At 71.6% G+C, this 25,115-nt stretch carries 25 protein-coding genes; 13 read left to right on the top strand and 12 right to left on the bottom strand.

What is annotated here, in order from left to right; translation table 11 throughout:
- Positions 1 to 75 precede the first annotated feature (75 nt).
- The 4 genes from K1T34_RS36235 to K1T34_RS36220 all read left to right on the top strand — a co-directional run bounded on the left by K1T34_RS36235 (position 76) and on the right by K1T34_RS36220 (position 2,997).
- Complete coding sequence (locus K1T34_RS36235) at positions 76 to 1,002, top strand: LysR family transcriptional regulator (RefSeq protein WP_220239223.1); 927 nt, start codon at positions 76 to 78, stop codon at positions 1,000 to 1,002.
- 91 nt (positions 1,003 to 1,093) lie between these two features.
- The gene (gene msrB, locus K1T34_RS36230) at positions 1,094 to 1,561 is read left to right on the top strand and encodes a peptide-methionine (R)-S-oxide reductase MsrB (RefSeq protein WP_220239222.1); all 468 of its coding nucleotides are present in this window, start codon (positions 1,094 to 1,096) and stop codon (positions 1,559 to 1,561) included.
- Between the two features lie 9 nt (positions 1,562 to 1,570).
- A complete protein-coding gene (gene msrA, locus K1T34_RS36225; RefSeq protein ID WP_220239221.1) occupies positions 1,571 to 2,077 on the top strand; it encodes a peptide-methionine (S)-S-oxide reductase MsrA in 507 nt (168 codons plus the stop codon).
- 155 nt (positions 2,078 to 2,232) lie between these two features.
- Complete coding sequence (locus K1T34_RS36220) at positions 2,233 to 2,997, top strand: DUF427 domain-containing protein (protein WP_220239220.1); 765 nt, start codon at positions 2,233 to 2,235, stop codon at positions 2,995 to 2,997.
- Between the two features lie 4 nt (positions 2,998 to 3,001).
- On the opposite strand, the gene K1T34_RS36215 is transcribed toward K1T34_RS36220, so the two are convergent.
- Both K1T34_RS36215 and K1T34_RS36210 read right to left on the bottom strand, forming a co-directional pair.
- Entirely contained in the window at positions 3,002 to 5,452 is a 2,451-nt protein-coding gene (locus K1T34_RS36215; RefSeq protein ID WP_255637802.1) for a WS/DGAT domain-containing protein, read from the bottom strand.
- A 10-nt stretch (positions 5,453 to 5,462) separates the two neighbouring features.
- A complete protein-coding gene (locus K1T34_RS36210) occupies positions 5,463 to 6,431 on the bottom strand; it encodes a DMT family transporter (protein ID WP_255637801.1) in 969 nt (322 codons plus the stop codon).
- A gap of 115 nt (positions 6,432 to 6,546) precedes the next feature.
- Here K1T34_RS36210 and K1T34_RS36205 point away from each other — a divergent pair, with 115 nt between their 5' ends.
- Positions 6,547 to 7,200 (top strand): VC0807 family protein, encoded by a 654-nt coding sequence (locus tag K1T34_RS36205; RefSeq protein ID WP_360591906.1) that lies wholly within the window; start codon positions 6,547 to 6,549, stop codon positions 7,198 to 7,200.
- Positions 7,200 to 7,958 carry an SDR family oxidoreductase gene (locus tag K1T34_RS36200; protein ID WP_220239218.1) on the top strand — a complete coding sequence of 253 codons (759 nt, stop codon included), beginning with the start codon at positions 7,200 to 7,202 and terminating at the stop codon, positions 7,956 to 7,958. The genes K1T34_RS36205 and K1T34_RS36200 overlap by 1 nt, the downstream gene beginning before the upstream one ends.
- Positions 7,959 to 8,118: 160 nt before the next feature.
- Here K1T34_RS36200 and K1T34_RS36195 read toward each other — a convergent pair whose 3' ends face one another.
- Positions 8,119 to 9,315: a CdaR family transcriptional regulator gene (locus K1T34_RS36195; protein WP_220239217.1), complete on the bottom strand. Its 1,197-nt coding sequence runs from the start codon at positions 9,313 to 9,315 to the stop codon at positions 8,119 to 8,121.
- Between the two features lie 154 nt (positions 9,316 to 9,469).
- Here K1T34_RS36195 and hpnC point away from each other — a divergent pair, with 154 nt between their 5' ends.
- Genes hpnC through hpnH form a run of 7 tightly spaced genes read left to right on the top strand, consistent with a single transcriptional unit; the run spans position 9,470 to position 17,991 of the window.
- Complete coding sequence (gene hpnC, locus K1T34_RS36190) at positions 9,470 to 10,345, top strand: squalene synthase HpnC (protein ID WP_220239216.1); 876 nt, start codon at positions 9,470 to 9,472, stop codon at positions 10,343 to 10,345.
- Entirely contained in the window at positions 10,342 to 11,199 is an 858-nt protein-coding gene (hpnD, locus tag K1T34_RS36185; protein WP_220239215.1) for a presqualene diphosphate synthase HpnD, read from the top strand. The genes hpnC and hpnD overlap by 4 nt, the downstream gene beginning before the upstream one ends.
- Entirely contained in the window at positions 11,196 to 12,548 is a 1,353-nt protein-coding gene (gene hpnE / locus K1T34_RS36180; protein WP_220239214.1) for a hydroxysqualene dehydroxylase HpnE, read from the top strand. Before hpnD ends, hpnE begins: the two co-directional genes overlap by 4 nt.
- Complete coding sequence (locus K1T34_RS36175; RefSeq protein ID WP_220239213.1) at positions 12,545 to 13,594, top strand: polyprenyl synthetase family protein; 1,050 nt, start codon at positions 12,545 to 12,547, stop codon at positions 13,592 to 13,594. Before hpnE ends, K1T34_RS36175 begins: the two co-directional genes overlap by 4 nt.
- Positions 13,595 to 15,517 (top strand): squalene--hopene cyclase, encoded by a 1,923-nt coding sequence (shc, locus tag K1T34_RS36170; protein ID WP_220239212.1) that lies wholly within the window; start codon positions 13,595 to 13,597, stop codon positions 15,515 to 15,517. It abuts the gene before it with no gap.
- On the top strand, positions 15,514 to 16,986 hold the full coding sequence (gene ispH, locus K1T34_RS36165; protein ID WP_255637800.1) for a 4-hydroxy-3-methylbut-2-enyl diphosphate reductase: 1,473 nt from the start codon (positions 15,514 to 15,516) through the stop codon (positions 16,984 to 16,986). Before shc ends, ispH begins: the two co-directional genes overlap by 4 nt.
- A gap of 3 nt (positions 16,987 to 16,989) precedes the next feature.
- Positions 16,990 to 17,991 carry an adenosyl-hopene transferase HpnH gene (gene hpnH / locus K1T34_RS36160; protein ID WP_220239211.1) on the top strand — a complete coding sequence of 334 codons (1,002 nt, stop codon included), beginning with the start codon at positions 16,990 to 16,992 and terminating at the stop codon, positions 17,989 to 17,991.
- 77 nt (positions 17,992 to 18,068) lie between these two features.
- Here hpnH and K1T34_RS36155 read toward each other — a convergent pair whose 3' ends face one another.
- The 9 genes from K1T34_RS36155 to K1T34_RS36115 form a co-directional block, all read right to left on the bottom strand.
- Positions 18,069 to 19,043 carry a zinc-dependent alcohol dehydrogenase family protein gene (locus K1T34_RS36155; RefSeq protein WP_220239210.1) on the bottom strand — a complete coding sequence of 325 codons (975 nt, stop codon included), beginning with the start codon at positions 19,041 to 19,043 and terminating at the stop codon, positions 18,069 to 18,071.
- A 38-nt stretch (positions 19,044 to 19,081) separates the two neighbouring features.
- On the bottom strand, positions 19,082 to 19,543 hold the full coding sequence (locus K1T34_RS36150; RefSeq protein WP_220239209.1) for a hypothetical protein: 462 nt from the start codon (positions 19,541 to 19,543) through the stop codon (positions 19,082 to 19,084).
- A gap of 66 nt (positions 19,544 to 19,609) precedes the next feature.
- The gene (locus K1T34_RS36145) at positions 19,610 to 20,467 is read right to left on the bottom strand and encodes an alpha/beta fold hydrolase (RefSeq protein WP_220239208.1); all 858 of its coding nucleotides are present in this window, start codon (positions 20,465 to 20,467) and stop codon (positions 19,610 to 19,612) included.
- A 63-nt stretch (positions 20,468 to 20,530) separates the two neighbouring features.
- Positions 20,531 to 21,466 (bottom strand): polysaccharide deacetylase family protein, encoded by a 936-nt coding sequence (locus tag K1T34_RS36140; RefSeq protein WP_220239207.1) that lies wholly within the window; start codon positions 21,464 to 21,466, stop codon positions 20,531 to 20,533.
- Positions 21,467 to 21,502: 36 nt separating this feature from the next.
- Positions 21,503 to 21,808, bottom strand: a complete 306-nt coding sequence (locus K1T34_RS36135) for an antibiotic biosynthesis monooxygenase (RefSeq protein ID WP_266118395.1) — start codon at positions 21,806 to 21,808, stop codon at positions 21,503 to 21,505.
- A 111-nt stretch (positions 21,809 to 21,919) separates the two neighbouring features.
- The gene (locus K1T34_RS36130; protein WP_220239205.1) at positions 21,920 to 22,936 is read right to left on the bottom strand and encodes a GlxA family transcriptional regulator; all 1,017 of its coding nucleotides are present in this window, start codon (positions 22,934 to 22,936) and stop codon (positions 21,920 to 21,922) included.
- A gap of 56 nt (positions 22,937 to 22,992) precedes the next feature.
- Complete coding sequence (locus K1T34_RS36125; RefSeq protein WP_220239204.1) at positions 22,993 to 24,003, bottom strand: alpha/beta fold hydrolase; 1,011 nt, start codon at positions 24,001 to 24,003, stop codon at positions 22,993 to 22,995.
- A gap of 29 nt (positions 24,004 to 24,032) precedes the next feature.
- Complete coding sequence (locus K1T34_RS36120) at positions 24,033 to 24,458, bottom strand: Ohr family peroxiredoxin (protein WP_220239203.1); 426 nt, start codon at positions 24,456 to 24,458, stop codon at positions 24,033 to 24,035.
- Between the two features lie 33 nt (positions 24,459 to 24,491).
- Positions 24,492 to 24,953, bottom strand: coding sequence for a DUF664 domain-containing protein (locus K1T34_RS36115; protein ID WP_220239202.1), 462 nt, complete (start codon positions 24,951 to 24,953; stop codon positions 24,492 to 24,494).
- Between the last annotated feature and the right edge of the window lie 162 nt (positions 24,954 to 25,115).

The raw sequence follows: 25,115 nt of genomic DNA, 5'->3' as shown, positions 1-25,115 counted from the left end.
CCATCCCCCCGGCAACTCATTCCGTCCAACGAAAAGTCTTGGCGACAGTTATCGCTCGATGCGATAATTCACGCCGTGGAGACCCGTCAGCTCGAGTACTTCGTGGCCGTGGCCGAGGAGCTCAGCTTCACGCGCGCGGCCCAGCGGTTGTTCGCCGTCCAGTCCACGGTGTCGGCCACGATCCGCACGCTTGAGACGGAGCTGGGCACGACGTTGTTCGACCGCTCGACGCGCAGGGTCGCGCTGTCGGCCTCGGGCGCGTTGTTCCTGCCGGAGGCGAAGGCCGCGCTCGACGCCGTGGAGCGCGCCCGCGAGGTGGTGCAGGAGGCCTCGGCCGGCCTGCGCGGGAGCCTGCGGGTGGGCACGCTCACCAGCGTCGGCGCCCTCGACCTGCCCGCGCTGCTCGGCGCGTTCCACGACCGGCACCCGCTGGTCGACCTGCACCTCACGGTGTCGGTGACGGGCTCGACCGGCCTGGCCGAGGACGTCCGCCACGGCCGGCTCGACCTCGCGCTGCTCGGCCTCCCCGAGAGCGAGCTGCCGGGCCTGACCGTGCGCACGATCGTCACCGTCCCCTACTTCGCCGTGCTCCCGGCCGCGCACCCGCTCGCCGGCCGGCCGTCGATCTCGTTGCGGGACCTGGCCGGCGAGCGGTTCGTGGACGCGCCGCGCGGCTTCGGCAACCGCATCGCCATCGACCGGGCCTGCGAGTCGCTCGGCGTCGGGCGCCGGGTTCCCGTGGAGGTCGCCGACCTCCGGGTGATGCCGCTGTACGTCGCCGCCGGGCTGGGCGTCGCCGTGGTCCCGGACCTCGTGCCACTGACCGCTCCCGGCGCGGCCGTGGTGCCACTGGACGACGCCGGGCTCACGTGGCCGCTCTCGGTCGTGAGCCACGGTGAAAAGGCCCCCGGCCGGGCGCTGCGGACCCTGCTCGATCTGCTGGTGGAGACCGATTTCTTACAGAAGTCGGACGGGGGCGCAATCGGCCGTCCGAGGGAATAGAAAGTGCCCGTACGGTGTCTTTATAACTGCACGTCCAGGTGCGTTTCACCTGGTTCCCCAGCCCGAGCCGAGAGGCCGCGAAGGGAGAGCTGTGTCCCAGCAGACCCAGTACAACAAGAACCCGGAAGCCGTGTCCCGGCTGACCCCGGAGCAGTACCGCGTGACCCAGCAGGACGGGACCGAGCGGGCGTTCGCGAACGCCTACTGGGACAACCACGAGCCCGGCATCTACGTCGACGTCGTGTCCGGCGAGCCGCTGTTCGCGTCCGTCGACAAGTACGAGAGCCACTCCGGCTGGCCGAGCTTCACCAAGCCGATCCAGAAGACGACGAACGTCGTCGAGCGCAACGATTTCAGCCACGGCATGATCCGGGCGGAGGTCCGTTCGCTGCACGGTGACAGCCACCTCGGCCACGTCTTCGACGACGGCCCGGTCGACCAGGGCGGCCTGCGCTACTGCATCAACTCCGCGTCGTTGAAGTTCATCCACCTCGACGACCTGGAGAAAGAGGGGTATGGAGACTTCCGTGCCCTCTTCACCGACAACACCGACAAGTAAGGAGACGACGTGACGACCGAAAAGGCGATCCTCGCCGGCGGATGTTTCTGGGGCATGGAGGAGCTGTTCCGCCACCAGCCCGGCGTCGTGTCCACGCGCGTCGGCTACAGCGGCGGCGACACCCCCAACGCCACCTACCGCAACCACGGCACCCACGCCGAGGCCATCGAGGTCCTCTACGACCCCTCCCAGACCGACTTCCGCAACCTGCTCGAGTTCTTCTTCCAGGTCCACGACCCGACCACGAAGAACCGCCAGGGCAACGACATCGGCCTGAGCTACCGCTCCGCGATCTACTTCACCAACGACGAGCAGAAGAAGGTCGCCGAAGACACCATCGCCGACGTCGAGGCCTCCGGCCTCTGGCCCGGCAAGGTCGTCACCGAAGTCACCCCCGCCGGCGACTTCTGGCAGGCCGAACCCGAACACCAGAACTACCTGCAGACCTATCCGAACGGCTACACCTGCCACTTCCCCCGCCCCGGGTGGAAGCTGCCCAAGCGGGCGACGGCCTGATCACGACGGCGCGCGGACCCACGTCCGCGCGCCGCGCGTTTTTCAGCGCCCCAGTTTCAACGCCTGGTTCCAGCGCCTCTTTTTCAGCGCCCCAGTCCCAGCGCAGCCGGAGCTGTCACACCGGACAACGGCCCGGCCGAACCGAGGAGATCCCGATGCGCGACTACCCGGACGCGATCACCCCGATCGACCACGTCGAGCCCGTGCCCCGGCGGATCCGCGCCGTGCTCGGCGGCGAGACGGTGCTCGACACCACCCGCGCGCTGTACGTGTGGGAGTGGCCGTACTACCCGCAGTACTACATCCCGGCCGCCGACGTGACGCCCGGCGTGCTCGTGGACGAGAACCACCCGCAGCACCTCAAGCGCGGCACCGCGCGCCGCCAGACCCTCAAGGCGGGCGACGAGGTCAAGACCGCGGCCGCGCGCCTCTACGGTGAGGACGCCACCGCGGGGCTCGCGGACCACGTCCGGTTCGAGTGGGCCGCCCTCGACGCGTGGTTCGAGGAGGACGAGCAGGTGTTCGTCCACCCGCGCAACCCGTACGCGCGCGTCGACGCTCTGCGCTCCACCCGGCACGTGCGCGTCGCGCTGGAAGGCCGGACGCTCGCCGAGTCGTCGTCTCCGGTGCTGCTGTTCGAAACCGGCCTGCCCACGCGGTACTACCTCAACCGCACCGAGGTGGACTTCTCCCACCTCGTGCCCACCGGCACCGTCACCGAGTGCCCGTACAAGGGCACCACCACCGGCTACTGGTCCGTGCGCGTCGGCGACGTGGTGCACCAGGACCTGGCCTGGTCCTACGACTTCCCCACGCGCTCGCTCAGCGCGATCTCCAACCTGATCTGCTTCTACAACGAGAAGGTCGACCTCTTCGTCGACGGCCAGGAGATCCCCCGGCCGACCACGCACTTCTCCTGACGGGTCAGTCCACTTCGGACTGCAACCGGGCGAACGCCGATCTCACGGTGCCCGCCAGCCGGTCGCCTCGCGCGGCGTGGCCGGCGGGCACCGTCACGCACACGGTGAACCGGTCGGCCCACGTCATCACGCCCACCGCCACCGGCACGTCCGGCGCCAGCGACAGCACGGGGTAGACGGTGCGCACGAGGGAACCGTTGAGCACCACCGGCGAACGCGCGCCCGGCAGCACCGAGGCGATCATGCTGAACCAGGTGCCGCGGTAGACGAGCCGCGCCACGCGCCGGTGCAGCCACGGCGGCAGGATTCCGATCACGCGCACCACGGCGTTGCCCGCCCGGGGCGCACCCCGGGTCACCTGCTCGGCCAGCAGCTCCCGCGTCGCGCGCACACGTTCGGCCAGCGACATCGCGCCGGTCGGCAGGTCGACGCTCGCGGCCCCCGTGTGGTTGCCCAGCTGGCGGAACGTGCCGGTGTCGCGAATGGACATCGGGATCAGCACCCGCACCCGCTCCGGCGCGGCCGCGCCCAGTTCCTGGTGCACGGCTTCCGCGACGAGCGCGAGCACGAAGTCCGTGGTCGGCACGCCGACCTTGCGCGCGGCCGCCCGCACCTGCGGCGCCGACAGGTGCGCACGCGCGTAATGCCGCCGCGGGCCCGAAATCTCGGTCTCCCACCGCACGCGCGGCGCGGTGCCCGCCCGCGCGAGCGCCCAGATGCCGCGGGCCAGTTCTTCGGCTTCCTTCCTGCGCCCGGGCCGTTTCCGCGCCGCGGCCGAGACGCGGTCGGCCGCCCCACGCAGCCGGCCGCGGCGCACCGGCGCCGGCGGCGGGTCCAGCGGTGGTTTGCCGCGGGCCTGCCCGACGAGGGCGCCGATCACCGCGATGCCGTCGCTCGCCGCGTGGTGCAGGGCGATGAGCAACGCGCCCTGCTCACCCTCGAGGCCCGTCACGAGCCGCGCGCGCACCGGGTGTTCCGGGGAGACGGGCTCGGAGAAGAAGTCGTCCATCTGCGCGGTGAGCGAGGATTCGAGCTCGCTGCCCGCCGGCAGCTCGACGTCGCCGAGGATGCCGTCGGCCGTGCGCGCCGGGTCCTCCTGCCACTTCGCTCGCCACAGGCCACCGCCCGGCAGGAGCCGCGCGCGCAGGCCGGGCGTCGCGGAGAGCAGGTGGACGGCGTCCGCGTGCGTGGGGCGGGAACCGTCGGCCTTCGGGTCGAGCATCAGCACCGCGCCGACCTGCTGCGGCACCTGCGGGGTCGCGACGTGGAGGAACAACGCGTCTTCGGGCCGCAGCCGCTGCGGCGCCGGGTTGAGCGGCGAGCCCACGAGCGACTCGAGCGCCGCCGTGAGCGACGTGGCCGAATCACAGTGGCGCGTGGCCGCCTCCGCCATCGCCTTGAGCCGCTCCGGTTCGGCGAGCAGCGTGCGGACGGAGCCGGTGAGCTCACCGTCCTTTTCCGTCACGAGCGCGAGACCGGCCTCGGCCATCAGCCGGGCGTTGGCCCTGCCGTGCGCGGCGATGGGCCGGTGCATGAGCACGGGCCGCCCGCACGCCAGGGCTTCCAGCCCGGTCGCGCCACCGGCGTTGGTCACCACGACGTCGGAGGCGATCGTGTAGTCGGCCATCCGGTCGGTCCAGCCGACGACCCGCAGGCGCGGCTCGTCGAGCCGTTCGAGCCGGTGCTGCAACGCCTCGTTGCGACCGCAGATCGCCACGGGCACGACCTCGGACCCGGCGGCGAGCAGTTCACGCGCCGTGCCCTCGACGTCGCCGAACCCGAGCGAGCCGCACGAAACCAAGGCCACGAACGCTTCCGGCGGCAAACCCAGCCGCTGACGCGCGCCCGCGCGGTCGCCGGGCCGGAACTCGGCGCGCACCGGCGGCGCCGACACCCCCACCGCGGCCGAGGGCGCGCAGCGGCGCGCCAGGCCCACGGCGACTTCGTGCATCACCATCGTGAGGTCGGCCGAGCCGTAGACCCAGAACGGGTGCGGCGCGAAGTCCGAAACCCACGCGCCGATCGGCACCTTCAGCTTCCCGCGCCGGCGCAGCCACGCCAGCCCGGCCGTGCCCATCGGATAGGTGGACAACACGAGGTCAGGCGCGAAGTCCGCCACCGGTTTCGCGAGGCGGCGTCCGCACCAGGACGCGGTGAAGCGCTTCGACGCCGCCGCGAACCACGCGAGGCGCCAGATGGCGTCGTAGAAGAACTCGTACAGCCACGGGGTGGTCTCGACGTTGGCCACGTAGATGCGGCGGAACAGGCCCCCGAAACCGGGCCCGAGCTGGTCGAGGGCGTCGAGCCATTTCACCTCGGCCGCGGGCCAGCGCTCCCGCACGGCGCCCTCCAGCGCCCGTCCGGTGGCGTTGTGCCCTTCCCCCATGTTCGCGGAGACGATCAGCACGCGCTCCAACGCGCCCCCTTCGCCAGAGGTGCCGCGAGCGGCGGTCACCAGCTGTTTCCTAACAGGTGGATCCGGCCAGACCGTACCCGTCGTCGGGGTCCGACCCGGCGTGCTCGGCCTCGGCGTGTTCGTGTTCTTCCTCGATCGCGGCCACGTCCAGGTGAGCCGCGCGGGTCGAGAGCAGCGCGATGCCGACCACGATCACCGCACCGGCGAACGCCTCGCCGGCGAGCCCCCACGGCGTGCCGTTGGCGCTCTCCCCCATCCAGGACAGCCCGATCGCGACCCCCACGAGCGGGTCGAGCGCCGTGATCACGGCCAGCGCCGGCGTCAGGTAGCGGCCCTGCTGGAAGGTGTTCTGGCTGAGCAGGAACCCGAGCGGGCCGACCACGCAGACGATGTAAAGCGTCCAGTGCTTGAACGGTTCGTCCAGGCCCTGGCGGAACTGTCCGGCGACGACCTTCATCAGGCCGGCGGTCAGGCCGTAGAGCACGCCCGTGGCCACGGCGAGCCCGAGCACGCGCCCGGAGCCGGAGCGGCTGAGCGCGGCGAGCGCGAGACCCGCGATGGTCACCGCGGCGAGCGCGATGCCGAGCGGGAGCAGCGAGGTCCCGGTGATGAGCACGTCGCCGTTGCCGCTGGGGCGCGCGATCAGCAGGAACACCGCGAGTCCGGCGACGCACAACGCCGAGCCCGCGCTCATCACCCGGTCGGGGCCTCTTCGCTCGAGCCGCGCGAACACGAACCCGGCGAAGATCAACGACGTGATGAGCAGCGGCTGGACCAGCAGCAACGGCCCGAACGCGAGCGCGACGAGCTGCAAGACGAGCCCCAGTACGGTCGCCACGATGCCGATGAGCCACAATGGTCGACCGACGAGGCGCCTGAACAACGTGAGATCAAGCGGGTTCGCCGGCTCGACCTCTTTGGCCGCCTTTGCCTGGGCGGCGCTGGCGATCCCCATGCACGCCGCGCCCAGCACCGCGGCAGGGACGGCCACGAAAAGCGACACCCCCGTGACACTCATGGAATACTCACCTCACACCATTCCCATCCGCCGTGCCTATGCTGTTGAAAAATTCGTGGGCCGTGAGGGGGATGGTCACCCGCACCGGAGGTATTTGAAACGCATGCGACACCACATGACGGTCGACCTCCCCTCGTTCCGCAACTTGGTCGTGGGCGGGGGTCGGCATCTGCTGGAGTCCACGCTCGTACCTGCCGGCCTCTTCTACCTCCTCCTGACTCTGGTCAGCTTCGACAGCGGAGTCATCGCCGCGCTGTGCTGGTCGGTCGTCGTCATCGTGACGCGCCTGGTGATGCGAAAGCCCGTCCCTGCGGTCCTGTGGCTCACCTCCGCGCTGCTGATCGTGCGGACCGCATTGGGCCTGGCCACCGGCAGCGCCTTCCTGTATTTCCTGCAGCCGACCCTACAGAACTTCGTTATCGCCAGCCTGTTCCTCGTGTCCGCGCCGTTCAACAAGCCGTTGCTCGCGCGGCTGGCCGGTGACTTCTGCTCGTTCCCGGACACGCTGTCGGGCCACCCCGGCATGCGGCGCTTCTTCCAGCGCGTGTCGGTGCTGTGGGCGCTGGTGTTCGCCGTGAACGGTTCCGTGACGCTGGTGATGCTCGCGAAGGCGACCGTCGGCAACTTCCTCATGGTCAGCACCGCGGGCTCGTACAGCCTGGTCGCGCTGGCGATCGTCGGCTCGTTGCTGTGGTTCCGGCGCTCGCTGCGTTCGGAGGGCATCGTGCTGCGGATGGCCTCGCGCAAGCCCGCGCTCACCACCGTCTGATGCCCGCTCCCCGCGGCACAGCGCTGGTCACCGGCGCGTCCTCGGGAATCGGCGAGGCCACCGCGCGGCTGCTCGCCGCCGCGGGAACCCACGTTCTGCTGCACGGACGCGACCGCGAGCGCCTGGCCGCGCTCGCCGCGGAAACCGGCGGCACCGCCCTCGAAGCCGACCTCGCGGACCCCGAAGCCGCGGGCAAACTGGCCGAACGCGCGCTGGCCGTCACCGGCCACGTCGACACGCTCGTGAACAACGCGGGCCTCGGCTGGGCCGGTCCCCTGCCCGAGCTCTCCCCCGAGCTCCTCGCGCGGCTGGTCACCGTGAACCTGACCGCGCCGCTCCAGCTCACCCGCGCGCTGCTGCCCGGCATGCTGGCGCGAGGCCACGGCCGGATCGTGTTCGTGACGTCGATCGCCGGACGCACCGGCGTCGCGGGCGAAGCCGTGTACGCGGCGACCAAGTCCGGGCTCGACGCGTTCGCCGACAGCCTCCGCTTCGAGCTGCACGGCACGGGTGTGGACGTCGGCGTGGTCGTGCCCGGCGTGGTGCGCACCGCGTTCTTCGAGCGCCGCGGCCGGCCCTACACCCGCACGACCCCACGGCCGGTGTCCGCACAGCGCGTGGCCGCCGCGGTCGTGCGCGCGACGCACCGGCCCGGTGACTACTACGTGCCCCGCTGGCTGCGCGTGCCGGTCGCGCTCCGTGGCGCGGTGCCCGGTGCGTACCGCGCGCTGGCGACGCGGTTCGGCGCCGAAAGCTGACCGCTTCCCGCGCAGACCGAGCACGGCACCTCCCTCGCACCGAGTCATGTGACCAAGCGTCTCCCTGCCCGTAGTCTGGCACCGCCGTCAACAAACTTAGCCCTGCTAACCATTCTGAGGGCAACCCTTATTCCGCGCGCGCCGTGTGGCACCGGGCACGTCATTCCGGGTCGGGCTGCCCTCCCGGCGGACCCCAGGCCAGGGCCAGCAGCAACGTCGCCCTGGCCTCCGGGTCGTCGAGCGCGGGCCCGAACAGCTCGTGCAGGCGGCCGAGGCGGTAGGACACCGTCTGCGGGTGGATGTGCAGGTCCTCGGCCACGGCCTTGCGGTCGCCGAGGTGCAGCAGCCACGAGCGGAGCGTGGTCTGCAGGCGCTCGCGCGAGGAGTCGTTGAGGTCGTCCAGCGGCGCCAGCGATCGCTTGCGCAGGACCTCCAGCAGCCGGTCGTCGCGGTGCACGATGATCGCGTCGAGGTGCTCGTCGGCGAACACGGGGTCGTCGGACAGCAGGCGGTCGCGGCGCAGCCGAGCCGTCACCTCCGCGATCCGCAGGCTCGCCGGGAGCCGGTCGACGGGCACGGTCGCGCCGACCACCGCGCCGCCGCCGCGCAGCGCCCGGGCCAGCCACGCGCGCCGGCCCGGGCCGCCCGGGTCCGGCACGATCGTCACGAACTGGCCCGGCCGGCGAAGCCGCAGGCAGGTGTCGTCGAGCCGCGCCACGAGCTCACGGCCCAGCTGGTTCTCGTCCTCCACCAGCACCACCGTGGCCGAACGCGGCAGCCGCCACTCCGCCCGAAGCGCGGCGGCCTGCACCGCCGCCCCGTCGGCGCGGTCGGACAGCAGCAGCTCGGTCAGCTCGTCGCGCAGCCGCTCGCGCATGCGAACGGCGTCGGACTGCTCCTGCAGGTAACCCTTGAGCGAGGACTCCGACAGCTGGTCCACCAGCGCGAACACCGTGGTGGCGAGCGAGGCGAACAGCTCCGCCGGCACCTCGAGGTCCAGCGCGGCCTCCGACACGTGGCGCCACGCGACCCGCGCGCCCACGCGGTAGGCCGAGAGCAGGCTCGTCACGCGCCGGCCCTGGCGGTACTGCGTCCGCCCGATCTCCTCGAACACCACTTGCTCGACGCCCGAGCCGAGCTCGGGCAGGTCCTCGTCCGGCTGTTCGGCGAGGTTGATGAGCCGGCGCACGAACCCGGCGCTGGCGGTCACTATCTCCGCCAGCTCTTCGGTGAGGAACGCAGCGTAGTCGGGGTGCTGCTCGACGAGCTGATCACGAACCTCGTTCAGAATGGCAGGGAGTCGCCTGGTCACGACGGTCTCCAGCTCACCCAGACGGGTCACCTGGTCTGATCCCATGTGCGCAGCTCGTCCTTCCGTAGCAGGTAGCAGGTCTACGGGTTCGGTCCGCCTTATCCTCACCCCACTTTGTCCGCTCGTGCCAAGTCGAAGCCAGCAAAATTCTTCTTCCGGTCGCAGAAGCCGCCCATCCGTGCGAGTCAGACTGTGTTCAATGAGATCGACTTCACCTGGCGGTCACGCAGCGGACACGGACGGTCTGCGGGAGAAGCGGCATGCGGAGAACTTCCCGGTCGCGCTCCGAGTGCTGCCCCGGCGGCTGCGGTCGGATCTGCAGGCCGTGTACGCCGTCGCGCGCACGATCGACGACCTCGGCGACGAAGCCGAAGGCGACCGCGTCGCGCTGCTGAAGGCGTTCGGCGACGAGCTCTCGGCCGCATTCGACGGCGCCGATCCCACCGACCCCGCGATCCGCGGCCTGGTGCCGGCGATGCACGCGGGGCGGGTGGAGTTCGCACCGTTCCGCCGGCTGGTCGAGGCCAATCTGCAGGACCAGCGCGTGACGCGGTACGCGACGTACGACGACCTCCGCGCGTACTGCCGGCTGTCGGCCGACCCGGTGGGCCGGATCGTGCTGCGGCTGTTCGACGTGCACGACCCCGAGGCCGAGAAGCTCTCGGACCGCGTGTGCACCGCGTTGCAGCTGCTGGAGCACTGGCAGGACGTGGCCGAGGACCACGGCAACGGCCGGATCTACCTGCCGCAAGAGGACCTCGCGGCCTTTCGCGTCACCGAAGACGAGCTCGGCGCGGCGCGGGCGTCGCGCCGGCTGAGAGAGCTGATGCGCTTCGAGATCGACCGCGCCGCGGCCCTTCTGGGCAGCGGCGCTGGTCTGGTCGGGCTCTTGTCCGGCTGGGGCCGGCTGGCCGTGAGCGGGTTCGTGGCCGGCGGGCTGGCGACCGTCGACGCGCTGAGGGAGACGAACGGAGACGTGCTCGCCACGCAGGCCAAGCCGGGCAAAGCGGGTGTGCTGGCGTGGCTCGTGTGGCTGCAGGTGGGTGAGCCCAGAACGGGGAGGCGGTCGGGATGAGCACGGTCGAAGAGGCGTACGAGCACTGCGCGCTGGTCACCAAGGAGCAAGCGCGCAACTTCTACTACGGGATCCGGCTGCTGCCGCCCGACAAGCGCTCGGCGCTGTGCGCGGTCTACGCGCTGGCCCGGATCGTCGACGACATCGGCGACGGCGATCTCGCGCCCGAGGCGAAGCTGCAGGGCCTGGCCGACATCCGCAAGTCGCTCGGCGACCTGTCCGCCAGCACCGACCCGGTGTACGTCGCGCTGGCCGACGCGGCACGGCGGTACCCGATCCCGCTCGGCGCGTTCGATGAGCTGCTCGACGGCGTGGAGATGGACGTGACCGGCCGCGAGTACGTGCGGTTCGAGGACCTCGTCGAGTACTGCCGGTGCGTCGCCGGTTCGGTCGGGCGGCTGTGCCTCGGTGTGTTCGGCAGCAAGCCGGAGCCCGAGGCACCGACGTATGCCGACGAGCTCGGGATCGCGTTGCAGCAGACCAACATCCTGCGCGACATCCGCGAAGACCTCCTCAACGGGCGCGTGTACCTGCCCAAGGAAGACCTCGACCGGTTCGGCGTGGAGCTGAAAGTCGGCGAGGACGGCCGGCTGGCCGACGACGGCGGCGGGCTGACCGCGCTGGTCCACTTCAGCGCCGCGCGCGCCCGCGACTGGTACGCCCGCGGCCTGAAGCTCGTGCCCTCGCTCGACCGCCGCAGCGCCGCGTGCTGCACGGCGATGTCCGGGATCTACCGCACGCTGCTCGACCGCATCGACGAGCAGCCCTCGCTCGTGTTCGACCGCAGGCTATCCTTGTCCGGCAGGGAAAAGGCGGTTGTCGCGGTTCGGGCGCTCACGGGGATCGGCCGATGACCTCCGAGGTCGCGGTCGTCGGCGGCGGGCTCGCGGGCATCGCCACCGCGCTGCGCTGCGCCGACGCCGGGCGCCCGGTGACGCTGTTCGAGGCCCGGCCGCACCTGGGCGGGCTCACGCACTCATTCACGCGCGGCGAGCTGCACGTGGACAACGGCCAGCACGTGTTTCTCCGCTGCTGCACCGCCTACCTCGCGCTGCTGGACCGCCTCGGCGTCACCGACCGCGTGATGCTGCAGCCGCGCCTGGAGATCCCGATCCGCACGCCGGGTTCGACGGAGTCGACGTGGCTGCGCCGCGGCGACCTGCCCGCGCCACTGCACCTGGCCGCGTCCCTGCTGCGCTACGACCCGCTGCGCCCGCTCGACCGCGCGCGCTTCGCGCTGGCAGCGCTCGCGTTGCGCCGCGTCGATCCCGCCGACGACCGCACCGACCGGCAGTCGTTCGGCGAATGGCTGCGCCGCCACGGGCAAAGTGCCGCCGCGATCGAGGCGCTGTGGGACCTCGTCGGGGTCGCGACGCTCAACGCGACGGCCGACGAAGCGTCGCTGGCCCTCGCGGCAACGGTGTTCCAGGAGGGCCTGCTCACCGACCCGGCGGCGGCCGACATCGGCTGGTCGCTCGTGCCGTTGCGTGAGCTGCACGGCGACGCGGCGCTCGACGCGCTCACCACGGCCGGCGCCGACGTGCGGACCGGCACGAAGGTGCGCGGCATCGAGCAGACGGCCGGCGGCTGGCGCGTGCGCACCGACGACGGCGAGGCCACCTTCGCCCACGTCGTGCTCGCCGCGCCCCCGCCCGTCACGGAGAAACTCGCGCCGCCGGGCGCGATCCCGTTGCCGACCGGCTGGTCGGGCGGGCTGGGCAGCTCGCCGATCGTGAACGTCCACGTGGTGCTCGACCGCCGCGTGCTGGACGAGCCGTTCGTGGCCGGTGTGCGCACGCCGGTGCAGTGGGTCTTCGACCGCACGCGCCAATCGGGCCTCGAATCGGGGCAATACCTGGCGATGTCGCTCTCGGCCGCCGACGACCTGATCGACCTGCCTACCGCGACGTTGCGCGAGCGCCTGCTGCCGGAGCTCACCAGCCTGCTGCCCGAAGCTCGCGGCGCGCAGGTGCTGGATTTCTTCGTGACCAGGGAACGGCACGCGACGTTCCGGCCCGGCCCGGGCACGGCCTCGCTGCGCCCGGGCGCGGAGACGTCCGCGCGGGGGCTTTACCTGGCCGGGGCGTGGACCGCCACCGGCTGGCCCGCGACGATGGAGGGCGCTGCCCGCAGCGGTGCGGCCGCGGCGACCGCCCTCCTCGAGAAGAACGTGCACGAGGAGAAGGAGGGAGTCGGAGCATGACCGCCACCATGCGACCCGCCGCCGAGGCGGCCCCTGCGGTGCCGGCAGCACTCGGCCGCACCCGGTACGCCGTGCAGCCCGCGCTGCGCGAGGCCGTCGGCCGGTTGGACGAGACCAGCCGCGCGATCAGCGCGTACCACCTCGGCTGGACCGACGCCGACGGCACGCCGGTGAGCGGCAACGGCGGCAAGGCCGTGCGGTCCGCGCTCGCGGTGCTCTCGGCGCTGGCCGCCGGCGCGCCCGCCGAGACCGGCGTGCCCGGAGCCGTCGCCGTCGAGCTGGTGCACAACTTCTCGCTCGTCCACGACGACCTCATGGACGGCGACACCGAACGCCGCCACCGCCCCACCGTGTGGGCGCTGTGGGGTGCGCCGGCCGCCATCCTCACCGGCGACGCGATGCTCGCGCTCGCGCAGGAAGCGGTGTTGGACAGCGATTCCCCGCACGCGATCCCCGCCGCGCGGCTGCTGTCGGAGACCACGCGCCGGCTCATCCACGGCCAGGTGCTCGACGTCCAGTTCGAGCAGCGCGACGACGTGACACTCCCCGAGTGCGTCACCATGGCCCGCGGCAAGACCGGCGCGCTGCTGTCCTGCAGCGCCGCGATCGGCGCCGTGCTCGCCGGCGCGCCCGCCGAGACCGTCGACGCACTCGCGGTGTTCGGCGAAGAGGTCGGGCTGGCGTTCCAGCTCGTGGACGACGTGCTCGGCATCTGGGGCGACGCGGCCGTGACCGGCAAGCCCGTGTACTCCGATCTGCGGGCGCGCAAGAAGTCGCTACCCGTCACCTACTCGATCACCCACGGGGGTGCGAAAGGCCGCGAGCTCGCGGAGTGGCTCGCGGGCGAGGAAACGGGCGGTGTTGCCGACGAGACCGAGCTGGCGCGCGTCGCGGCGCTCGTGGAGTCGGCCGGCGGCCGCAAGTGGGCCACGGCCGAGGCCGCGCGGCGCGTCGGTACGGCCGAGCGCGCGCTGTCTGCGATCCCCGAAGGGCCGCGCGAAGAGCTCATCGGCATCGCACGCTTCATCGTGCACAGGGAGGCGTGAATGACGCAGACCGTCCCCGGGACGTCCACTTCGGACACCCCGCGCGAACGCTCGCGTACTCCGGAAGAAACCCTCGCCGCCGGGATCGAGTTCCTGCGCGGCGAGCAGGACGCGGCCGGCTGGTGGAAGGGTGAGCTCTCCACCAACGTCACGATGGACGCCGAAGACCTGCTGCTGCGCCAGTTCCTCGGCATTCTCACCGAACAGCAGAAAGAAGAGTCGGCGCGCTGGATCCGATCGCAGCAAAGGGACGACGGCACGTGGGCCAACTTCCCCGGCGGCCCGGCCGACTTGTCGACCACCGTGGAGGCGTGGGTCGCCCTGCGGCTGGCCGGTGACCCGGCCCACGCGCCGTGGCTCGTCGAGGCGGCCGGCTGGATCCGCGCGCACGGCGGTCTGGAGAGCACCCGCGTGTTCACGCGGATCTGGCTCGCGATGTTCGGGCAGTGGTCGTGGGCCGACCTGCCGAACCTGCCACCGGAGCTGATCTTCCTGCCGTCGTGGTTTCCGCTCAACGTCTACGACTTCGCGTGCTGGGCACGCCAGACCATCGTGCCGCTCACGATCGTCGGCACGCTGCGGCCGAAGCGAAAGCTGCCGTTCGACGTGGCCGAACTGCGCGTCGGTGAGAGCCCGAAGAAGTCCGCGGCGCCGTGGACGTGGGACGGGGTGTTCCAGAACCTCGACACCGCGCTGCACACGTATGCGAAGCTGCCGTTCAACCCGGTGCGCAAGGTCGCGATGCGCCAGGCCGCCGAGTGGATCCTGGCGCGCCAGGAGTCCGACGGCTCGTGGGGCGGCATCCAGCCGCCGTGGGTGTACTCGATCCTCGCGCTGCACCTGCTCGGCTATTCGCTCGACCACCCCGCGCTCAAAGCCGGCCTCGAAGGTCTCGAAGACTTCACCGTCCGCGAGGAGACCGAACAGGGCTGGGTGCGCCGGCTCGAGGCGTGCCAGTCGCCGGTGTGGGATACCGCGCTCGCGATGACCGCGCTGCTCGACGCGGGCGTCTCCCCCGGCGACGAGACGCTGGTGCGCGCGACGGAGTGGATGCTGGGCGAGGAGATCACCGTGCCGGGCGACTGGATGGTGCGCCGCCCGTCGCTCGCGCCGGGCGGGTTCGCGTTCGAGTTCGCCAACGACGGTTACCCCGACACCGACGACACCGCCGAGGTGGTGCTGGCGCTGCGGCGCATGGGCCGGCCCGACCACCTGCGCATCCGCGGGGCGATCGACCGCAGCGTGAAGTGGCTCGAAGGCATGCAGTCCAGCGACGGCGGCTGGGGCGCGTTCGACGCGGACAACACGCAGGTGCTCGCCACGAAGCTGCCGTTCTGCGACTTCGGTGCCGTGATCGACCCGCCGTCGGCGGACGTCACCGCGCACGTCGTGGAGATGCTGGCGGCCGAGGGCAAGGCGGACACGACCGAATGCCGCCGTGGCGTGAAGTGGTTGCTGGACAACCAGGAGGCCGACGGTTCGTGGTTCGGCCGGTGGGGCGCGAACTACGTGTACGGCACGGGCGCGGTCGTGCCCGCGCTGGTCCTCGCCGGGATGCCGGCCTCGGACGTCCGGATCCGCCGCGCCGTGCGGTACCTGACCGAGCACCAGAACCCCAACGGCGGCTGGGGCGAGGACCTGCGCTCCTACGACGACCCGGGGAAGTGGTCGGGCCGCGGCGAGTCGACGCCGTCGCAGACCGCGTGGGCGCTGCTCGCGCTGCTGGCCGCCGGCGAGCGGGACTCCGCCGCGACGACGGAGGGCGTGGCATGGCTGTGCGAGCAGCAGCGCGCAGACGGCGGCTGGGACGAGGACTTCCACACCGGCACGGGCTTCCCCGGCGATTTCTACCTGTCGTACCACCTCTACCGCGTCGTGTTCCCGCTGTCGGCGCTGGGCCGGTACGTGCGGAGCTCCTCGTGAGACCGGCCGTGCTGTGCGCGCCGCTGCGGATCGAGCGGGCCGCGTTGCGCGGGGCCGGGCTGCCGGTGGTGCGCACCGGCCTGGGTCCGCGGCGGGCGGCGGCCACCGCGGCCCGGTTGCCCGAGGGGCCCCGCGTGGTCGCCGGGATCGGCGGTGGTCTCGCGGCGCGCGTGCGCCCGGGTGACGTGGTGGTGGCCGACGAGGTGCGCGGGCCGGACGGGGTGGTCGAGGTGCCGTCCGCCCCCCTGCTGGCCGGTGCGTTGCGGCGGCTCGGGTTGACGGTCCACCTCGGACCGGTGCTCGGGGTCGACCACGTGGTGGGGGAACGGGAACGCGACGCGCTGGCCTCGTCGGGTGCGCTGGCGGTCGACATGGAGTCACACCGGCTGGCCGCTGCCGGGCAGCCGTTCGCCGTCGTACGGTCCATTGTGGACACGGTCGGCGCGCCGCTGGTGCGGCCCGGCACGGTTGCCCACGGCCTGGCCGGGCTGCGCAGCCTGCGGGCGGCCGTGCCCGCGCTCACGGCGTGGGCGGCGGCGACCGGGGCGCGGCAGCTGCTGATGGCGAGCCCGCGGTCGTTCTGCGCCGGCGTGGAGCGGGCGATCGACATCGTGGACCGCGCGTTGGCCAAGCACGGCGCGCCGGTGTACGTGCGGCGCCAGATCGTGCACAACACCCACGTGGTGCGGCAATTGCAGGAGCGCGGCGCGGTGTTCGTCGACGAGGTCGGGGAAGTGCCGGAGGGCGCGACGCTCGTGTTCGCCGCCCACGGCGTGACCCCGGCGGTGCGGCGCGACGCGGCCGATCGCGGCCTGTCGGTGATCGACGCGACGTGCCCGCTGGTGACCAAGGTGCACAACGAGGTGCGCCGCTACAGCGGGCGCGGCGACACGGTGTTCCTCATCGGGCACGCCGAGCACGAAGAAGTGGAAGGCACAGTCGGGGAGGCTCCCGGTTCGGTCGTGGTGGTGGAGGACGTCGCGGCGGCCAGCACCGTGACCGTGCCTGCCGCTCAGGGTTTCGCGTACACCATGCAGACCACGCTGGCGCTCGACGAGGCCGAGGAGATCGCGTCCGTGCTGCGCTCGCGTTTTCCCGGGTTGTCGGCGCCCCGCAAGGACGACATCTGCTACGCCACCACCAACCGGCAGCAGGCGCTGCGGGCGATCGCGCGCGAGGTCGACCTCGTGCTGGTGGTGGGCTCGGTCAACTCGTCCAACTCGCGCCGGCTCGTGGAAGTCGCGGAGCGAGAGGGAACGCCGGCCGTGCTGGTCGACGGAGTTTCGGACATCGACCTGCGCCGCTTGGCGGGCGCGGGCCGGATCGGCCTCACCGCGGGCGCTTCGGCGCCGCCGCACCTCGTGGACGAGGTCGTGGCGGGCCTGCGCGGACTCGGGCCGGTCACCGTCGCCGAAAACCGGCTGACGGAGGAAGAAATCACTTTCACCCTACCTCGGGAGGTGCTCTGAGCCATGGCCATGCCGTTGCGTCAGTCCGTGCGACTGGGCGGTTATCTGATGAAGCAGAAGCTGCTGCGCAAGGAAAAGTTCCCGCTGCTGGTCGAGCTTGAGCCGCTGTTCGCCTGCAACCTCAAGTGCGCCGGCTGCGGCAAGATCGAGCAACCGCACACCCTGCTCAAGCAGCGCATGCCGGTCGAGCAGGCCGTGGGCGCCATCGAGGAGAGCGGCGCGCCGATGGTGTCCATCGCCGGCGGTGAGCCGCTGATGCACCCGAAGATCGACGAGATCGTGCGGCAGCTGCTCGACCGGCGCAAGATCGTGTTCCTCTGCACCAACGCCCTGCTGCTGCACAAGCACATCCACAAGTTCAAGCCCCACCACAACTTCGCGTGGATGGTGCACATCGACGGCCTCGAAGACCGCCACGACGCGTCGGTGCGCAAGGAGGGCGGGTTCGCCGCGGCCGTCGAGGCGATCAAGCTCGCCAAGGAAAAGGGCTTCCGGGTGATGACGAACACGACGTTCTTCAACGGGGACACCTCGCAGGACGTGATCAACGTGCTCGACTACCTCAACGACCTGGGTGTCGACAACATGCAGATCTCGCCCGCGTACGCCTACGAGAAGGCACCGGACCAGGACCACTGGCTCGGCGTGAACCAGACCCGCGAGCTCTTCGCGAAAGCCTTCGGCGGCGGCAACCGCAAACGCTGGCGCCTCAACCACTCGCCGGTGTTCCTCGACTTCCTCGAAGGCAAGCGCGACCTCGAGTGCACGCCGTGGGGCATCCCGTCCTACTCGCTGCTCGGCTGGCAGCGCCCGTGCTACCTCCTCGACGACGGCTACGCGAAGACCTACAAGGAACTCATCGAGGACACCGACTGGAACGCCTTCGGCCGCGGCAAGGATCCGCGCTGCGACAACTGCATGGCCCACTGCGGCTATGAGCCGACCGCGGTGATCGCCACGCTGGGCTCGCTGAAGGAGTCGGTGCGCGCGGCTGTGGGGCACTGAGGTTTCGCGTTTAGGGGGAAGCCGCAGGTCTTTCGGGACTTGCGGCTTCCTTCTTGCCGCGATGGAAATGCCGGCCTTCACTCGCCGAAGGTGAAGAGGATCTTGCCTCGGCGACCAGGGGTCAGCGAGTGCGCGAAGGCTTCCTCGTACTTCTCCAGCCGGTACGTCGCTTCGACCGGCGCCGTCAGCTCGCCGGTGGCCACCAGGTCGGCCAAGTCGGAGTACAAGGTGGTCACCTCGGCGGCCGTGGCGGTGCGGAGCCAGTTCATCAGCCAGAAGCCCCTGAGGGTGATGCCGCGGAAGACGAGGTCGGCCGGGGAGATCCGCGGGGCGCCTTCGGGGAAGGCGTAGGTGACGACGGTGCCGCCGTCTTCGAGGGCGCGGGTGAGGTCCTTGACGACCGGGCCGCCGGTGGCGTCGAGGATCAGGGACAGCCGCTCGCCGGCCAGGGCGGATTTCAGGGAGGCGCGGAGGTTGTCGTCGGAGACCACAGCCGCGTCGCCGCCCGCGGAGAGGACTTCGGCGGCGGCTTCGGGGCGGCGGACGACGTTCAGAGTGCGCAGGCCGGCGCGCCGGGCCAGGGTGATGAGGTAGCGGCCCATGGCGGAGTTCGCGGCGGTCTGGGCGATCCACGAACCCGGCTCAAGCCGGCCGTACAGGCGCAGCAGTTGGTAAGCCGTCGCGGGGTTGACGGCGAGCATGGACAGCTGGAGGACGTCGGCGTCCTCGCGCATCGGCATCACGTTTCGCCGCGGGAGCACCACTTTGTCCGCCCACAGGCCCTGTTCCATGGTCGGCAGGATGAGCACGCGCTTGCCCACCAGCTCGGCATCGCCCTCGACGACCCGGCCCACGCCCTCCGCGCCGAGGGGCGCGGGCAGCCCCGGGCGGACGCCGTAGAGGCCGCGCATCAGCAGGAAGTCCGCGGGGTTGAGCGGGGCGGCGAGCATCTCGACCACGACGTCGTCCGGCCCGGGCTTCGGAGCCGGGGTGTCGTCGAGGCGGACGGAGGTGGCGGGGTCGCCGAACTCGGTCAACAGAAGGCGGGCCATCGGGGAAGTCCTCTCAGGAAGTCGGCAGAAGGAACGGATCAGTGCGAACCTGCGGACGGCGGATCGCCAGGCGCAACCCCGCCCTCGGAATCGGCCGAGCCCGCCCCGCTCGCGGCAACAGCACCACCCGGCGCGTCGTCAGAAGCGCCAAGACCGGAAACCGCCAACCCCGGCGCAACATCACCCCCGACCAGCCCTGCCAGAACCAGCGCCGCCCCTAGCGGACGGTGGTTCACCACGATCTCGTCGATCTCACCGCGTTCGTCGAAGTGGAAGGTGCCGGTGCCGAAGATGGTGTGCCCGCGGACCTGGGCCGCGTACTCCTCCGCCTGCCGGTCCCCGGCGTCGAGGTGCCAGCGGACCGTCATGCCCGAGTAGCACGCCCCCACGGCGCGGACCTGCGCCTTCACGGCTTCCGGGCCCCGGAGTACGCCGTCGAGGATGGTGCCGGCGAGGCGGACGCCGGGTAACAGGCGGGAGAAGAACCAGGGATCGGCCACCCCCGAAGGCTATGACAACCGTCATAATTGTCAAGCGCCGCAGAAACACCCACCCCGACAACGGCTCTATCGGGCCAGCAGATCGTGCAGCGCCGCACTTACGACGGCCGCGCCCGAGTGGGTCATGATCGTGGCCGCGTGGTCGGCGCCGGTGATGCGCCGGGGGCGGCGCAGGGAGGGCAGGGCGGCACGGAAACCGGTCAGAGCCTCGTCGCTGTACGCGGGCGGCGTGCCCGCCCCCGAGCTCCACTCGGCGCACACCAGCTCGGTCGGCACGGCGATCTCCTGCCAGCGCGACTCGCCGAAGAACACGTCGGTCGCGTCGGCCAGCACGGCTTCGCGGCTGAGGAAGACGCGGCCGTCGGACAGGTCGTGGTCGAGGCAGTCGCGCAGGAGCGGGTCGGCGGCGTCCAGCAAGGGGTTGGTGCGCGTGAAATAGGCCAAGTACTCGTCGACGTCCGCCCAGCGCCGCGAGACGCGCTCCAGCTGCGGGGCGAACGCGGCGGGCACCGTCTCGGGCGTGAGGCCCGGGGGCACGGCCATCGGGAATCCGCCGTCGACCAGCACGAGCCCGCGCACGCGGTCCGGCCTGCGCGTGGCGAGCTCCACCGCGACGAACCCGCCCAGGGACATCCCGCACACGTCGACCACCGGGTGGCCCAGCGCGTCGAGCACCCGGACCAGGTCCGAAGCGTGCTGCCGCAACGAAGACGGGCCGGCGACCGCGAAGCTGCCCGCGCGCCCACGCAGGTCCGGCATCACCAGCGACAGGTCCGGCGCCTCGGCCCGCAGCCAGTTCCACAGCCGGCGGTTGCTGGTCACCCCGTGGACGGCGAGCACCGGCGCCGAAGCCGCGGCCACCACCTCCACGGCCAGCGCCCCGCCCTCGACCGGCACCGACACCGTCCTCGCGTCACCCACCATGAGGACACCGTAACGACCGAGGACCACTGTGGACAGTCACGGCCCGACAGTAACGGCCGGCAGTCACGGCCCGATCGGCTCCCAGTCCCGGTGGTGGTCCGACCACCACTGCGCGATGTCGAGCCGCCGCAGGAAGCGGACACCCGGCTGCTCCGTGGCATACCGGACGAAATCCCGCACGGCCGCCGCGCGCCCGGCCTGACCGCTCCACCGCGGGTGCAGCCCGACGGTCATCATCCGCGCCCCGAAGCCGTCGTCGGCTTCCTCGCAAAGGTAGTCGAGCGCGAGCCGCAGGCTCTCGAAGAACTGCGCCGGCGAGCCGTAGGTCGGGCTCAGCAGGTAGCGGGTGTCGTTGTACACCTTGGAATACGGCACGATCAGCAGCCCGCGCTCCGAAAAGTACGGCAGCTCGTCGTTGCACGGATCCGAATCGTAGAGAAACCCGCCTTCCTCCACGAGCAGGTCGAGCGTGTGCTCGCTCGGGAACGACCGCACGTACCACCCGCGCGGCCGCTGTCCCGTCGTCCGCTCCAGCGACTCGATCGCGCGGTGCAGGTGGTCCCGCTCGTCGTCGACGGACATCCGCGCGTAGTCGAGCCAGCGGTAGCCGTGGCCGATCACGTCGTGGCCGCGTTCGCGGATCCACTCCGCGACGGCCGGGTTGCGCTCCAGCGCCACCGCGCACGCGCCGACGCTCACCGGCACCGAGTACCGGTCGAAGATCCGCGCCAGCCGCCAGATCCCGACGCGGCTGCCGAACTCGTAGTGCGTCTCCGTGCCGAAGTCACGCACCTCGGGGCCGACCTCGTACGCGTACTCGCCCCAGCCGTCGTTGCGGCCGTCGCCGTCGGGGATCGAGTACTCGGCCCCCTCCTCGTAGTTCACGACGACGTTGACCACGACCTTGGCGTCGCCGGGCCAGCGCACGCGCGGCGGGTACCGGCCGTAGCCGACGAAGTCACGCGGGGACGCGGTGGCCGGGTCACGGGGTTCGGGCACGAACCCAGCGTGGCACGGCCGCCGCGTCGCGGCGGGTCAGTGCGGCGGGAGCTTCGTGGCCAGCAGGTCCACCGGTGTGATCGTGGGCGGCACGGCGAAAAGCTCGTCGCCGCGCAGCTCGATCTGCCGTCGGACCTCACCCTGGAGGTGGGCTTCGCGGTCCTCCTCCGTCTCGAACGCGTCGAAGATCCGGAACGACGACGGCCCGAGGCGGAAGCTGAACCAGGCCAAGGTGCCCGGTTCGGCGTCCACAAGGGACTTCGCGTCAGTCAGGAACTGCGCCACGTCGTCCTCCTTCCCGGTCTTCGCTTCGAACTGGACTAAAAATCCGTACGCCGGCATGGTTTCCTCCTCGCCTGGGCCACCGTGGCCCCGCTCTTCGACGCTAGCTGGCGGGAAGCGGGTCCGAAGCTCGGATCCCGCCAGATCGAGCCTCACCCGGCGCCGGGTTCGTCACGACGCGGCCGGAGTGGCGCGAAAGGTGGCCCGGTAGCTGCCCGCCGTGGTGCCGACCTGGCGTTCGAAGTGACGACGCAGGGTTTCCGCGGAGCCGAACCCCACCATCGCGGCGATCTCCGAGATCCGGTGGTCCGTCGTCTCCAGCAGCACCTTGGCGGCCGCCACGCGCTCGCGGTTGATCCAGTCGAACACCGTCATCCCGGTGGCCCGCCGGAACTTCCGCACCAGGCTCCGCTCGCTCAGGTGCACCTGCGAGGCCAGCCCGGCCAGCGTCAACGGCTCGTGCAGGTGCTCCCGCAGCCACGCCAGGAACGAACCGAGCGCCGGCTCCCCCGCGATCCGGATCGAGTCCTTCACGAACTGCGCCTGCCCACCCGGCCGCCGCGGCGCCGTCACCAGCAGGCGCCCGACATCGCCGGCATAGGCCTGGCCGAGATCCTCGGCCAGCAGGTGCAACGCGAGGTCCGTCGCCGAGAAGATCCCGCCCGACGTGTGCACCCTGCCGTCGTCCACGTACAGGCATCCTGGCTCCAGCTTGACCTGCGGGAACTCCCGGCAGAACTCCTCGGTGAACAGCCAGTGCGTGGTCGCCCGGCGCCCGTCCAGCAACCCGGCCCGCGCCAGCAGGAACGCGCCCCCGCAGAACGACACCATGCGCGCGCCGGCGTCCGCCGCGCCCCGCAACGCCCGCACCACGGACCGCGGCCGCTCCGCCAGCGGCTCCTCGACACCCGGCACCATCACCGTGTCGGCCGTCAGCAGCGTCTCCAGCGGCGCGAGCTCCCCGAAGTCCACACCCGAAGACAGCACCTGGCGCGGCTCCTCGCCGCACAGCACCACCTCGTACGCGCTGTCGGCATCGCCGGTCAGCTCGGCGATCGCCGCCATCCGCGGGCCGAACACCTGGTGCACCACCGTGACCTCCAGCGCCACGGAATCGGGCACGACCAGCACCGCGATCACGTGCTTGGCGCGGCCGCGCGAGGTGACGGGCGTCTTGGCGGGGTGCATCACTGCTCCTGATCCGGCGGGTGCCCAGGAGGCCGGGGCCCCGCCGCCGAGCGGGGTCACAGCCGGACCGCTTCGAGCACGGCGTCCACGAACGCGCGCGGCTTCTCCTGGGGCAGGTTGTGCCCAGCCCCGGGCACGCGGTGGTGCACGCGCGGGCCGGTGAAATGTTTCGCCGACGCCGTGCCGTCGGTCGCCGGGAAGCTGCCGTCGGCGAGCCCGTCGAGCGTCACCGCCGGCACCGTGATCGGTGGCTGCGCCAGCAGCCGCGCCTCGAGGCCGGCGTAACGAGGATCGCCCGGCGCCGCGCCCTGGCGCACGCGGTAGTTGTGGATGACGACGTCCACGTAGTCCGGATTGTCCATCGCGGCGGCCGCGATGTCGAGGTCGGCGCTCGTGAAGCGCCACTGCGGCGAGTTGCGCCGCCACACCACTTCCGCCAGGTCACGCCGCGAACGCGTCAGCGCCGTGTGGCCGCGCTCGGTCAAGAAGAAGTAGAAGTACCAGTGCGCCGATTCGGTGCCGGGCGCGTCCGGGGAGGACGCGAGCACGCCCGGGTCCAGGTTCTGGATCAGGTAGCTGTTCACCGACACCAGCGCGCGGCACCGCCGCGGCCACAGCGCGGCGGCGACGTCGAGGGCGCGCCCGCCCCAGTCGTAGCCGCCGAACACCGCGCTTTCGACGCCGAGCGCGTCGAGGAACGCGATCAGGTCCGCGCCGAGCGCGGCCTGCTGGCCGGAGCGCATCGTCGTGGCGTCGCGGAAGCGGGTGGCGCCGTGACCGCGCAGGTACGGCACGAGCACGCGGTAGCCGCGGCCCGCCAGCGCGGGCGCGACCTCGGCGTAGGCGTGCGGGCTGTACGGCCAGCCGTGGCCGAGCAGCACCACGTCGCCGCGGGCCGGGCCGACCTCGTGGTAGGCGAGGTCGAGCAGGTCGGTGCGCACGTGGCGGACCGGGCCCAGCCCGGAGGCCACGGCCGGGGTGGCCGAGGCCTCCGAGGAGAAGGTCGGGAGCGAGGCGACGACCGCCCCCGCTCCCACAGCCTTCCCGAACGCCCGCCGGGAGATCATGGTGTGCTCCTCGTCCGTCGGGCGCACCGTCAGGCGACGGTCGCGTCGATAGTGACCTCGACGTTGCCGCGGGTCGCCTTCGAGTACGGGCAGATCTGGTGCGCGGCGTGACCCAGCTCTTCGGCGGTCGCCTGGTCCACACCGGACACTTCGAGGTGTAGGGCGGCGCTGAGCCAGAAGTCGGCCGACTCGTTGTGCAGGGTGATGTCGGCGACCACGGCGAGGTCGGCGAGCTTCACCTTCTTCTGCGCGGCAACGATCTTCACCGCGCCGAGGAAACACGAGGCCCAGCCGGCGCCGAGCAGCTGCTCCGGGTTGGTCGCGCCGCCGTTGCCGCCGAGCTCCTTCGGGATGGCGAGGGTGACGTCGAGCGAACCGTCGGCGGCGGTGGCGCGCCCGCCGTTGCGGCCCTCGCCGGTAGCGGTGACGACCGCGGTGTAGGTGGTTTCAGTCATGGCAACTGTCCTTTCTCGACAGAACTTCGGGGGTCAGGCGGCGGTGCGGGTTTGCGCGAGCAGGACGTCGCGCAGGATTTCGAGCTGGCCGTGGTGCTGGACGAGATCGGCGCACAGGTGCAGCAGCGCGCCGCCGGCGTCGAGTGGGTCGCCGAAGCCGGCCAGCGCGGCGGGCACGGTCGCGTGCGGGTCCGCGCGGGTCACGTCTTTCTTGAGCTGCCGCACGGTCTTGCGCACGCGGTCGAGCAGCGGCGCGACCGGGCCGGCGGCGGTGAACTCGGCGTCGCGGTCGCGGTGAGCGGCGCGGCCGGAGACGACCTCGCCGGCCCAGTAGGCCGTGGCGCCGAGACAGTGGTTGAGCACCGCGTACGGCGCGTTGGCGCCGGGCAGCTCGAGGCGGGTGTTGGCCAGGTCGTCGCCGAGCTGCTCGACGACGGCCGCCATGCCGGTCAGCGCCCGGGTGACGACGTGCAGGTACTGGCCGGTGGTGATCACAGGTACTCCCCCGGCACGAAACCGGGCACCGGGGTGCCGGTGAGCGCGCCCATCATGACGAGCACGTTCCGCAGGACGAGCAGAAGCGAGAAATTCGGATCCATCGAAGGCGAGACCTTTCCGGACGGGGGCCGCCAACCGCGGTTTCCGCGGGGCCCTGGT

It is taken from the genome of Amycolatopsis sp. DSM 110486 (assembly GCF_019468465.1).
Classification (GTDB): Bacteria; Actinomycetota; Actinomycetes; order Mycobacteriales; family Pseudonocardiaceae; genus Amycolatopsis.
This window is presented reverse-complemented; position numbering and strand designations above follow the sequence as displayed.